General features: G+C 66.2%; 11 protein-coding genes and 1 riboswitch. Of the genes, 4 read left to right on the top strand and 7 right to left on the bottom strand.

The genetic code is table 11. The features are described from left to right. The 3 genes from Q4I23_RS09250 to Q4I23_RS09240 all read right to left on the bottom strand — a co-directional run. A partial coding sequence (locus Q4I23_RS09250) for a carbohydrate-binding domain-containing protein (protein WP_498526027.1) occupies nt 1-841 on the bottom strand: 841 nt, incomplete at its 3' end. Nucleotides 842-1,270: 429 nt separating this feature from the next. Further along, nucleotides 1,271-2,002: an SDR family NAD(P)-dependent oxidoreductase gene (locus Q4I23_RS09245; RefSeq protein WP_498526026.1), complete on the bottom strand. Its 732-nt coding sequence runs from the start codon at nt 2,000-2,002 to the stop codon at nt 1,271-1,273. A gap of 107 nt (nt 2,003-2,109) precedes the next feature. Then, on the bottom strand, nt 2,110-2,607 hold the full coding sequence (locus Q4I23_RS09240; RefSeq protein ID WP_454017205.1) for a YciE/YciF ferroxidase family protein: 498 nt from the start codon (nt 2,605-2,607) through the stop codon (nt 2,110-2,112). Between the two features lie 245 nt (nt 2,608-2,852). On the opposite strand from Q4I23_RS09240, the gene Q4I23_RS09235 reads away from it, so the two are divergent. Then, the gene (locus Q4I23_RS09235) at nt 2,853-3,683 is read left to right on the top strand and encodes an isocitrate lyase/PEP mutase family protein (protein ID WP_498526025.1); all 831 of its coding nucleotides are present in this window, start codon (nt 2,853-2,855) and stop codon (nt 3,681-3,683) included. Between the two features lie 46 nt (nt 3,684-3,729). On the opposite strand, the gene Q4I23_RS09230 is transcribed toward Q4I23_RS09235, so the two are convergent. Both Q4I23_RS09230 and Q4I23_RS09225 read right to left on the bottom strand, forming a co-directional pair. Beyond that, nucleotides 3,730-4,968 (bottom strand): extracellular catalytic domain type 1 short-chain-length polyhydroxyalkanoate depolymerase, encoded by a 1,239-nt coding sequence (locus tag Q4I23_RS09230; RefSeq protein ID WP_498526024.1) that lies wholly within the window; start codon nt 4,966-4,968, stop codon nt 3,730-3,732. 93 nt (nt 4,969-5,061) lie between these two features. Further along, nucleotides 5,062-5,481, bottom strand: a complete 420-nt coding sequence (locus Q4I23_RS09225) for a ribbon-helix-helix domain-containing protein (protein WP_498526023.1) — start codon at nt 5,479-5,481, stop codon at nt 5,062-5,064. Between the two features lie 296 nt (nt 5,482-5,777). Between Q4I23_RS09225 and Q4I23_RS09220 the strand changes: the two genes are divergently transcribed. Beyond that, on the top strand, nt 5,778-6,593 hold the full coding sequence (locus Q4I23_RS09220) for a hypothetical protein (RefSeq protein WP_498526022.1): 816 nt from the start codon (nt 5,778-5,780) through the stop codon (nt 6,591-6,593). Beyond that, nucleotides 6,590-7,186 carry a hypothetical protein gene (locus tag Q4I23_RS09215; protein WP_454017209.1) on the top strand — a complete coding sequence of 199 codons (597 nt, stop codon included), beginning with the start codon at nt 6,590-6,592 and terminating at the stop codon, nt 7,184-7,186. Before Q4I23_RS09220 ends, Q4I23_RS09215 begins: the two co-directional genes overlap by 4 nt. An 18-nt stretch (nt 7,187-7,204) precedes the next feature. Here the strand turns inward: Q4I23_RS09215 and Q4I23_RS09210 are convergent, their stop codons facing one another. Both Q4I23_RS09210 and Q4I23_RS09205 read right to left on the bottom strand, forming a co-directional pair. Then, nucleotides 7,205-7,984 (bottom strand): hypothetical protein, encoded by a 780-nt coding sequence (locus tag Q4I23_RS09210; RefSeq protein WP_498526021.1) that lies wholly within the window; start codon nt 7,982-7,984, stop codon nt 7,205-7,207. Between the two features lie 197 nt (nt 7,985-8,181). Continuing rightward, a complete protein-coding gene (locus Q4I23_RS09205; RefSeq protein WP_454017211.1) occupies nt 8,182-9,228 on the bottom strand; it encodes a TerC family protein in 1,047 nt (348 codons plus the stop codon). Between the two features lie 659 nt (nt 9,229-9,887). On the opposite strand from Q4I23_RS09205, the gene Q4I23_RS09200 reads away from it, so the two are divergent. Next, nucleotides 9,888-10,346, top strand: a complete 459-nt coding sequence (locus tag Q4I23_RS09200; RefSeq protein ID WP_454017212.1) for an Aq_678 family protein — start codon at nt 9,888-9,890, stop codon at nt 10,344-10,346. A 54-nt stretch (nt 10,347-10,400) separates the two neighbouring features. Continuing rightward, a riboswitch (cobalamin riboswitch) is annotated at nt 10,401-10,619 on the top strand. Nucleotides 10,620-10,677: the final 58 nt, after the last annotated feature.

Genomic DNA, 10,677 nt, shown 5'->3' with positions numbered 1-10,677 from the left:
GGACGTAGGGGCCGTCGAAATACTCCTCCGGCACGCCGAAGGTCAGGGCACCGCCCCAGAACAGCCCTTCCTGGCCCGCGACCACGAACTTGCCGTCCACCGGTCCCTTGTCGTAGGAGGCGAGCGGGTCGGTCGATTTGATCTCCTGCCCGTCGATGGTGATGCCCTGGACGAAGAGGTTGCGGTCCTGGCCGTTGACGGTGGCGTCGTTGTCGTAATGGATCTGGATCTTGTGGGCCTCATGGGGGTCGACATCGACCTTGAAGGTGTAGCCGGTCGGGCTGGTCGCGCTGACCCAGGCGTCGCCGACCACCTTGTCGTCCACCAGAAGCTTGAAATGCGGAGGCGTGCCGTTGGCGGCGGCGCCCCAGGCCTTCACGACGATCTCGGTCGTCATGGTGGCCGGCGCTTCGGGCTCGGGCTCCTGCGCGCTGGCGAACATGGTCTTGGGCAGATCGACGTTCAGCGCGCCGCGCCAGTACATCTCGGTCTGCCCGGCGATGACGTTCTTGCCGTCGATGTCGCCGGTGTCGTAGGTCACCAGCGGGTCGATGCTGAGGATCGGTTTCCCGTTCACCTCGAACGATTTGACGAAGAGGTTGCGGTCCTCCCCATTCACGGAGCCGTCGTTGTCGTACTGAAGCTGAAGCTTGTGGGCCTTGTCGGCCGGAACGCGGGCGTTGAAGGTGTAGCGGCCCAGCGACGCCGACGCGACGGTCGCCTGCCCGATTTCAACCCCATCCAGCCGCAGCACGAAATGCGGCCACTTTCCGCCTGCGGGAGCGCCCCAGGCGTTCACCGTGAAGGTGACGTCCATCAGTTCGGTAGTTTCGGCAGCCATCTCGGACCTCATGGAACTCTAGACCAATGTCTTAGCCCAAAGGTTGAGGTGGTCCGCTTAACGGAAAAATAAGAATCTTGGTAAATATTTTACTAACGGCCGCGATTCCTGTGACATAAACAGGCCACTCGCAGTCGAGCAAAAATGCGTCCGCATTATAAAGAAAGTCTTCGCATCAACAAAATATGCCGTCTTCTGGTTCAGCTTGAGCTTGGACTCAATCTTTCCGCGCTCATTTCCTCCGTCGTCTGCTTCACCCTCCCATCGATGAAAGCGCAAGATGCCCCCCGAACTGACATGGTTCACTCCAGGGCATGATTCAGGAGCTGTGGAGAACCCGGCCCGCCGGAGCACCCTTGGGACTGTCGGCAAACCGATTGGTCATAGTGGGCCGGTTGGTCATAGTGGGGTGGCTGTCATGGCGATCGTTCAGTAGGGCAGCCGCCGACCGTCCCATGCGAACAGCCCGCCACTGTCCATCGGCGTCAACCCACCAAGGACGCCGAGCAGGTGGGCGGCGGCAACCGCAGGGGTGAACAGCCGGTCCCGGGCCACGGCGGCTTGGAACGGTTGCGATAGGGGGGTGTCGACGGTGCCCGGATGCAGCGTGACGCAGATCGCGTCCGGTCGCGAACGCGCCAGTTCGATGGCTGTGGTGCGAATGATCTGATTGAGCGCCGCCTTGGATGCCCGGTAGCCATACCAACCGCCAAGCCGGTTGTCGGTAATGCTGCCGACTTTCGCGGAGAGAGCCGCGAAGACCGCCCGTCCGTGCCGCGGCGTCCGTGGCAGGAAGTGCTTGGCGACCAGCGCCGGGCCGATGGCGTTGATCTGGAACAGCCGCGCCATGGCCATCGGATCCAGCGTGCGCCAACTCTTCTCCGGTTGCACCGCATCCTGGTGCAGCAGGCCGCTGGCGATGAAAACGAGATCGACCGCTTCGGCCAAAGCCGCCGCATCGATGATGGAGGACTCATCGGCAAGATCGAGGAAGCCGGTGCGCAGCTTGCCCGCCGGCGCGACCGGGCGGCGGGACAAGGCCAACACCTCCGTCACCCCGGGATCGGCAAGCAATCGGTGCGTCACGGCGGCGCCGATGCCGCCGCTCGCCCCGATCACAACCGCCCGGATCGAGCCGGCGAAGCCTGCAATGCCACTCATGATCCACCCTTCCTGCGGAGAGTGACAACACACCGGTCTGGCGGTGGGTTCGCCCGTATCGCCCGGGGAGGGGGCCGCAGTTCCACAACGGAAACTGCGGCCGCGTCCTACGCCGCCCTGAAGGCACGCATGTTGATGTCGCCCTCGGCGAGTTGGTTGAGTTTCTGATCGGTTGCCTTTTCCTCTTCGAGGGTCTGTTCGAGCAGACGGGCGATGTCGGTCATGCCGCAGGTCTCGGCCAATGTCCTCAGCGAGCCGTAGCTGGCGATCTCATAATGCTCGACCTTTTGCGCCGCCATGATGAGCGCGACATCGAGCACTTCCGCCGGGAGGCCCTCGTCGATGATCTCCTCGGCTTCCTCGATCAGGCCCTGGGTCGCCTCGCATGTGTTCCCGCCCGGTTCTGCCTGGAGGATCTGGAAGATCTGCTCCAGGCGTCTGACCTGACCGTCGGTCTCGCGCAGATGGGTTTCAAAAGCCTGCTTGAGCTGGGGCGACGAGGCGGCTTCGACCATTGCCGGCAGGGCTTCGATGATCTGTGTTTCCGAGCTGTAGGTGTCCTGCAACTCCTTGATGAAGAGTTCCTTCAGTGCTTGTTCCGACATGAACGCCTTCCCCGTGGGATGATGGTGCCGCCGATGGCTGGAATAGCTCGGCCACCATCCTGCAACAGGAGTCGGAGGCGGTTCTCGCGACGCAAAGAGTCACCCATCAAGGATTCTGCTGCCGCTGAAGCCAAAGGGAAACGAGGCGACGCCTTCGCCCCGCAATTGGACGACGTCGGAGCGGAAGCGTATCCTCCCATCGTCAGCCCGCCGAGGTTGATCCGTCGCCCTGGAGGGAGCCTGTGATGGCTGACCACGACCAAGCCCGTGCCGCTTTCGCCGACCTTCACCAGTCCGGCTGCTTCGTCATTCCCAATCCGTGGGACGTCGGAAGCGCCGTGATGCTGAAGCATCTGGGATTCCACGCCTTGGCCACCACCTCGGCGGGCTTCGCCTTCGCGCAGGGGCTTCCCGACACCGATTGGGCGGTGCCGTGCGGCGACATGCTGGCCCACATCGCCGACATGGTCCGGGCGACCGACCTTCCGGTGAACGCCGACTTCGAGTCCGGCTACGCCCATGACTGCGAGGGGCTGGCACGCAACGTGCGCCTGTGCGCCGACACCGGCGTGGCGGGCCTGTCCATTGAGGATGCCACGGGCGACCCGGCGAAGCCGCTGTACGATTTCCAGCACGCCGTCGAGCGGGTGGCCGCGGCGGCGGAGGCGCTGCGGGGAACCGGCGTCCTCCTGACCGCACGTTGCGAGTCCCTGCTGGTGGATCATCCGGCGGCCGTCGAGGAGGCGTTGCGTCGCTTGCCGGCTTACGCCGCGGCGGGAGCCGATGTCCTCTACGCACCGGGCTTGCGGACCCTGGACGTCATCAAGGCGGCGGTCGACGCCGTTGATCCGAAGCCGCTCAACCTGCTGGTCTCGTCCCCCATCGGCCTGTCGGTGGAGCAGATCGCCGCCCTGGGCGTCCGGCGCATCAGCCTGGGCAGCGGCCTCAACCGCGCCGCCTGGGGCGGCTTCCTGCGGGCGGCGCGCATGCTGGTCGACCACGGGCGCTTCGACGCCCTCGGCGAGGCCGAACCGTTCGATGCGCTCAACGGGTTCTTCCGGACGCACGGCCGGTAAGCGCACTAAGTTTCCATGTGATCGTAAACGCCCTTTTCAGCGGCCTTTACGACGCGGATGAGCGGCGTCGCGGGTTTTCGAGGAAGAATCGCAGCATTTCCCGCGAAGCGTCCGGCCCCCGCGGGTCGGTGTAGGAACCGGCTGGGCTGCCTCCCGCCCAGGCGTGTCCGGCGCCCCGGATGGTCCACTGCTCGCACAGCGCATGACCGGAGGCATCCATGTGGAGGCGACGGGTGTAGCCGTGCCCACCCGGTACCTGGCCATGCTCCACCGTCGTCCGCGCCCCCGCAGCACTCGCCCCGGATTGCGCGATCACGTCGTCGGCGTTGCGCGGATGAACCGTGCTGTCGCGGTCGCCGTGAAAGACAATGGTCGGCACCGGCCGGGCGAACGACCGTCCCGTCGCTCCACCACCCTGACGCATGGCGGCAAAAGCGGAGGGAAGGTCATGAGCGGCGCCCTGGGGAAGGCCGGAATGCACCCCGACGGCGGCGTAGAGATCGGGATAGGCCGCTCCCAGGATGACCGCCGCCGCGCCGCCGGCCGAGAGCCCGGCGACGAACACGCGGTCGGCGTCGACGGCATGGTCGCTCATGACCCGTCTGGTGATCCCCGCGATCAGCGAGGGCTCGCCGTCGCCGCGCCGCTGGTCGGCGGGGTTGAACCAGTTCCAGCACCGTTGGGCGTTGGCCGAGGACGGCTGCTCCGGGTAGACGACCAGACAGCCATGCTCTTCCGCCAGTTGGTTCATCCGGGTGCCCGCGGCGAAATCGTCCGGCGACTGGGTGCAGCCATGCAGCATCACCACCAGCGGAAGCGGCTGCCCGTCGCGGCGGTTGGCCGGAACGTAAAGCTTGTAGGAGCGCGTCCCGGCCGCGTTCCCATGGGACGCCGCGGTGAAGGAGGCGCCGTCCGGCAACGGATCGGCGGCCGGACGGGCAACGCCGCCCATCCCAAGGTCGAGTCCCCCCGGCATGGCGCGGGCGGCGAGGCCGCGCAGCGTCTCGCCCAGGCCAACCCGCGGTCCGGGATGGAGCCGCCCGGTAAAGGCGCCGGCGGGCTTGAAGGCCGCGGCGTGGCGCGGCGGCGCGTCCGGAAGGTCCGGCGGGGTGTCCACCCGCAGCGGCTCGACGTCGATGACGGTCGGGCCGGCACCGGGAGGCGCGTCGGACGTCCCGGACGTCCCCCGCAGCAGGCGTTGAATGAGGGCGGTTGCCCCGGTGAGGTCGCCGGCCCGGGTGAGGCGCAACGCCTCGGCCATTCCGGCAGGGATGTGGTCGGTCATGTCGGGTGCTTTCTGTGCTCGGACGGGGGCGTTCGGGATGGCCCCGCCCGTCGTCTTTCGGAAATCGTCTTTCGGAAATGCGGCCTTGCGCCTTCAGCGCATGCGGTCCGCAAGAGCCGCCTTGACGGCGCTGCTGGCGTGCAGCGCCCCCAGCACGGCGATCGAAGCGATGGTGGCGCGGGCGAGGTCCGGGGTGACGTCCTGGGCGATCGTGGCCAGCCCGAGGACACGGATGTCGAGCATCTCCCCGGCATCCCGTGCCGCCTCCAGATCGCTGCGGCTGTAATGGCGCAGGCCGAGATCGACGCGCTTGCGCGTCACCGCCTGCCGCAAGGCGTCGCCATGGCGGTCGATCTGGTTGCGGATGGCGGTGCGGATGAGGTCCGTGCGGTTCGCGTAGAATCCCTCCTGCACCAGCAGATCGATGTGGCCGAGATCGACATAGCCGAGATTGATCGTGATCTTCTCGCTGTCCCCGGCCTTCGGCTTCTGATCGCGGGCGTTCTCAGACATCCCTCCACCATCCTATAACCATCCACTGGGATGGTATATGGAAAGGGCGACGCACCGAACAAGGGGAGAGCGTCGTCATGATGATGAAGTGTCCACGGCACGTCGGCCGCAACGATCCCGGTCACAGCTTTGATGCGCATTCATTCAGCGCACACATCCCGAACAATTGAACGCACGGGTTGTTGACAACTCCGCATTGTGAAATACTGCCATGCCCATCCGTTGAGGCGTGCCCTGCGGCGGACAGACCAGAATTGGCGGGCCATCGTCTTCAGGACCACGGAAAGGCAGGCAGGATGCGCTCTGGACGACCGAACGGCGGCGGCGGGTCGGACGCCGCTCTCGATCTGAACACGGCGTTCGATCGGCGCGACACGCTGTTCACCCGGGCCGCGGAGCGGATGTCCGACATCGTCGCCAACCCGCCGAGCGGCCCCCACGCCTTCGACCTCCTGAACGGCGGCATCCGCGAATTGTCGAGTCTGATGATCCGGCAGCTCCCCTTGACGACGGCGCGCGAGGCGCGCCTTGCCCACGCCCTCTGCCAGGAGGGAATCGTCGAGGACACCAAGGCCCTGGCCCTCGGGGAGGGTGTGGCCTTGTTCCTCGACCGGCTTCAATCCGCCGCCGATCATGCGGGCATCGGCCCAGCCGCGCCCCCCGCGCCCGACCGCGATCACGCGTTGATCCGCCTGGAGCGGCATGTGCAAACGATGGCGCAGGACCGCGCCGCGCGGGACGCGGACCTCCATCAAGCCCTGGACGCCATGGCGGCGACCCCCGCGCAAGGCTTGGAGGGTGTTCTCGCCAAATTGCGGGCGTGCCGCACCGCGATGGCCGACCAGGGGAACCGCGCCGACAGGGTGGCCCCTCTGCTGAACGATGCCGTGGCGGTCCTGGAGCGTATGGCGCTGCGGGAAGCCGTCGCCCGCTTCGACAGCGCGGCCGACGCCTTCGAGGCGGCGATGCCGAAGGCCCTGCCGAGCAAGCCGACCGAGCGGATGCTCGCCGCCGGAGCCAAGGCGGGAAGCGTGGCCCTGGACGCGGCGCGGCGGATCTATCAGGCGATGGCGTCGGAGTTTCTGTCGCCGAGGAAAGGGGTCGGGGAGTGACGGACGCCTTGCCCATCACGCCGTCACTGACCGCTTCCTTGAAGGATCGCACCGGCAGGGACCGCAGGTCCTGGCCGCTTGCCCGTGGCTTGGTGAACATCCTGCGCGGCGGCCACGGCGCCCCGCCGCCCCAGCAACCGGCGGAAACCCATGTCGACATCCACCGCCAGCCCTTGCGAACGGCGCTGGACTGGCACCAGGACATGGTCGCCTTGTGGAAGCGGCACCCGACCTTCGGCCCGGGCCTGCACGACGACCTGAAAAGCACAGGTCTGCTGCCGCGTTGCGTCATCCTGACGGCGCGGGACGGCGGACCGCTGTGCTTCCGCTACATCGGGGAGCCGACCCGCCGGGTCTTCGGCGACCGCTGGGCCGACCAGAACATCGGCAAGCCCCACCTCGAAGACGTGCACGGCGCCTACGCCCAGGCCATCGACGCGCAATACCGGGAGGCGGTGGAGGGCGGGGAGCCGGTGTACAACCATCTGGTGATCACCGGACTTCCCCGGCCGCCCGTCAATTACCGGCACCTCCTGTTCGGCTGGTCACTGGGCCATCGCCGTCAGGCCCTGCTGGCGCTGATCGATTCCTGAGCCGGATGAACCGGCCCTTCAGGCCGCCTGGGCGAGGTCCGCGGCGAGCTGCGCCAGATCGCCCAGGAACTGCGCGCGGCTGAAGCGCACGAGGTGCATCGGCAGCGTCTTCAGGCCGATCTGGTTGTAGGTGATGGCCGGCTCGTCGTCGATGTGGCGCGGCCCCATCTTCCGCTCCGCCCAGACCGGAACGATGTCCGGATCGACGACCGAGATGAACCAGGTCGGTGACCACAGCAGCCACGCCGCCAGCTTGTTCACCCGCTGGCAAATCGGGAACAGGCCGCGGCCCTGGAAATCGGGTCGCGTCCATCCCGCGTTCGTCCACACCACCTGCCCCCGCGTACCGTTGGCGGTGTCGGACGTGCAGGTGCACCATTCGCCCTCCGGAGCCTGCGCGGCGGGCTCGTCGTAGAACACCGTCATGGCGTTGAAGCGGTCGCCGATGGACTGCGTCGTGCAATCGTAGAGCAGCCCGGCCTGGGCGGTGACCACGTCGCCGGAGGAGGCTCTCCCGCAGATCCAGAAGGCGTTGGCCGGCGTCAGGGAACGGCAGGCCGGATGGGCCGCCGGAAGCATCGGCTCCCAGGAGCCCGCGGCCACCGCCGCCTCGTTGACGCGCACCAGCGCCGGCATGTCGAATTCGACGGAGAGCGCCACCCCCCGGCCGGCCGCCAAGCCGACGAGTTCGTCGCGGGCGGCATGAAGCAGGCCGGACAAAGGTCCCGACGGGACGGGGAGAGCGGAAAGGGAGATGGAGGACGGTTGCGTGCCGATAAACTGCGTGCTGGCAAACATGGATGTCTCTTCCGTGGGTTGGAAAGGATTGGCGTCAACCGCCAAGCGGGGCGCGATCCACCCCGCACATCCACATCATCGTCGCTGCCCAGCCGGTATTACTACTTTTGCGGATGCCCTCGCCCGGAAACGCACGGGGCGCCCGATCCACCGGATCGGACGCCCCGCCTTTTTCGTCTGCCCGTGAAGCGGGCGTCTTACTGGCCCTTGCCGTCCGAGGACACCGCGGCCGCCTCGCTGGAGGAGGCCGGAGTGGAGCCCCCGGCCCCCTTCGCCGGGCTGCCGGGCACCCACCAGCGGCGGGCCTCGCCGTCCGCGGCACCCGGTGCCGATTCGGCGCGGGTCTTCAGCATCGAGAAGACGATGGAGCCACCGACCAGGAAGGCCGTGATGCCCAGCGCCACCGCCGTCGGCATTTTGTAGATGTCCACCATCATCATCTTGGCGCCGACCACCACCAGAACCAGCGACAGGCCGTATTTCAGGTAATGGAAGCGGTGGATGATTGAGGCCAACGCGAAATAGAGGGCGCGCAGGCCGAGGATGGCGAAGACGTTGGAGGTCCAGACGATGAACGGGTCGGTGGTCACCGAAAAGACCGCCGGGATGGAGTCCACGGCGAAGACCAGATCGGTGAACTCGATCAGAATCAGCACGAGGAACAGCGGCGTCATCATCCGCACGCCGTCGCGCATCACGAAGAACTTCTGCCCCTCGTAGCCGTCGGTCATGCGGAAGCGGGAGCGGACGAACTTGACGATCCGGTTGTTCTCCATGTCCGGCTCGTCGTCCACCGACATCAGCATCTTGATGCCGCTGAAGATCAGGAAGGCGCCGAAGATGTAGATGATCCAGTGGAATTCCTGGATCAGCGCCGTGCCCGCCACGATCAGCACGCCGCGCATCACCAGCGCGCCCAGGATGCCCCAGAACAGCACCCGGTGCTGGTACTGCGGCGGCACCGCGAAATGGGTGAAGATCAGCGCGATGACGAAGATGTTGTCGACGCTCAGGCTGTATTCGATCAGGTAGCCGGTCAGAAACTCCAGCCCTTTCTCGGAGCCCTGGAAATGAAAGACGCCAGCCGCGAAAATCATCGCCAGCGTGGAATAGGCCGCGCAGCGCATCAGCGCCTCGCGGCCGGAGATCACATGGGATTTCTTGGAAAATACACCAAGATCAAAGGCCAAAAGCACGCCAACGAAGACGGCGAAGCCGGCCCACATTAAAACGATTTGGTCCATGGAACTGTCCCTTGCTTCATGCCCTCCGCTCCCGCAAGCGGAGACTTCGATCGTCACATGAGCAGTCCGACATCACCGATGCGCCACGGCGGGACGCATCGGCCAGAGGGGCCCGGACTGGAATCGTGACCGCAAGGTCTGCGGTCACCGGAAAAGCGCACACGACGGCTCGGCCGCGGCGCGTCAGGACACCCGCCTCCATCGTTTGCCGTGGAGACGTGGCGGTCGGTCAGGATGTTGGTTCGGTGCGGTCCATGTCGATGTCTCCCAAAGGCCCGTCGGGTGCCGTCGTCCGGCGGTGGACCTTGTGGGGGAGCGGGACCCAGGGGGAAGAACAGGGCCAGCTTCCGCAAGGCCGCGCCAAGACAACGGCTCTATGGGAAGTCCGACATCACAGCGCCGGGCGACGCTGCCAGAGGGGCCCGGACCTCAACCGTCATGTAGTCAGGCCCCCGCCCGTCGACAAGAGGGGGAAGCGGCCTTTGCGGGCCGTGATCGATGCGAAGGCCGCAGGCGCCGACACCAGCCGGTTGATCGCCCAAGGGTTGCCGGATTTCCAGACGGGAGCCGGCTTTGCGAATTCCGCATTGCCCATGGATGATTCCGCACCGGCGGGTTGTTCGTAGCGATTGACGGAAATTCACGGCAGGACACCCACAATGATGCGGCGTTCCATTCTGCTCGGCTGCCTGCTGGCGGCCGGATTGGCCGGTTGCGGCCCGCGTTTCGAGACGGTCGCAAGCTATTTTCCACCCGTCAGCGAGGCGGGAAAGCTCTGTGTCGCCCAGTGCAAGCAGGCACAGACGATCTGCCAATCCGCAAAGGAACTGGCCGTTCAGACCTGCCGGGCCGAGGCGACGACCCGCGCCCAGGGCGAATATCAGTCCTATCTCCGTTCCTTGCCCAAAGATGTGGACAAGAAGAAGATCAAGACGTTCAGCGATTTCGACCGGGACCCCAGCTGCTACAGCAACCTCACCTGCTCCTCCGATTACAATGATTGCTACAAATCCTGCGGCGGCCGGATCGAGGCGCAGACCTATTGCGTCGGCAATTGCAAGGAAATGGTACCGCCCATGCCGGATGGGGCGGCGATCGGGCCGAGAACCACGCTCTGACAACGGCCGGGCGAGGACGGGCGGATTGCGGCTTGACCGGAGCCGTTCCGCCCGCGTAGCTTCGCACCCGACGGTTGCCCGAAAGGGCTGAAAATGGGAACACGGTGCGGACCCCGCGGCAATTGGCCGTGCGAGGGTTCTACGCCGGGGCTGCCCCCGCAACTGTAAGCGGCGAGTCGTCCATCGGAATGCCACTGGGACCGCGATCCTGGGAAGGCGATGGGCCGACGATAACCCGCGAGCCAGGAGACCTGCCGTCAGTCGTGGTCACACGCGAACACGTTCGGGCGGGGTGCACCGAAGGTCGTCGAACCGGGACTCCGTTCGCGGA

The sequence above is a fragment of the Azospirillum sp. UFLA03-27 genome, from assembly GCF_059803775.1.
The sequence above is the reverse complement of the archived record's forward strand: the minus strand, read 5'-3'. Positions and strand labels throughout refer to the sequence as shown.

Coding starts and splice junctions, on each gene's coding strand:
- Q4I23_RS09200 (WP_454017212.1), top strand. CDS start 9,888: ATGATGCGGCGTTCCATTCTGCTCGGCTGCCTGCTGGCGGCCGGATTG.
- Q4I23_RS09225 (WP_498526023.1), bottom strand. CDS start 5,481: ATGTCTGAGAACGCCCGCGATCAGAAGCCGAAGGCCGGGGACAGCGAG.
- Q4I23_RS09230 (WP_498526024.1), bottom strand. CDS start 4,968: ATGACCGACCACATCCCTGCCGGAATGGCCGAGGCGTTGCGCCTCACC.
- Q4I23_RS09245 (WP_498526026.1), bottom strand. CDS start 2,002: ATGAGTGGCATTGCAGGCTTCGCCGGCTCGATCCGGGCGGTTGTGATC.
- Q4I23_RS09240 (WP_454017205.1), bottom strand. CDS start 2,607: ATGTCGGAACAAGCACTGAAGGAACTCTTCATCAAGGAGTTGCAGGAC.
- Q4I23_RS09210 (WP_498526021.1), bottom strand. CDS start 7,984: ATGTTTGCCAGCACGCAGTTTATCGGCACGCAACCGTCCTCCATCTCC.
- Q4I23_RS09205 (WP_454017211.1), bottom strand. CDS start 9,228: ATGGACCAAATCGTTTTAATGTGGGCCGGCTTCGCCGTCTTCGTTGGC.
- Q4I23_RS09235 (WP_498526025.1), top strand. CDS start 2,853: ATGGCTGACCACGACCAAGCCCGTGCCGCTTTCGCCGACCTTCACCAG.
- Q4I23_RS09220 (WP_498526022.1), top strand. CDS start 5,778: ATGCGCTCTGGACGACCGAACGGCGGCGGCGGGTCGGACGCCGCTCTC.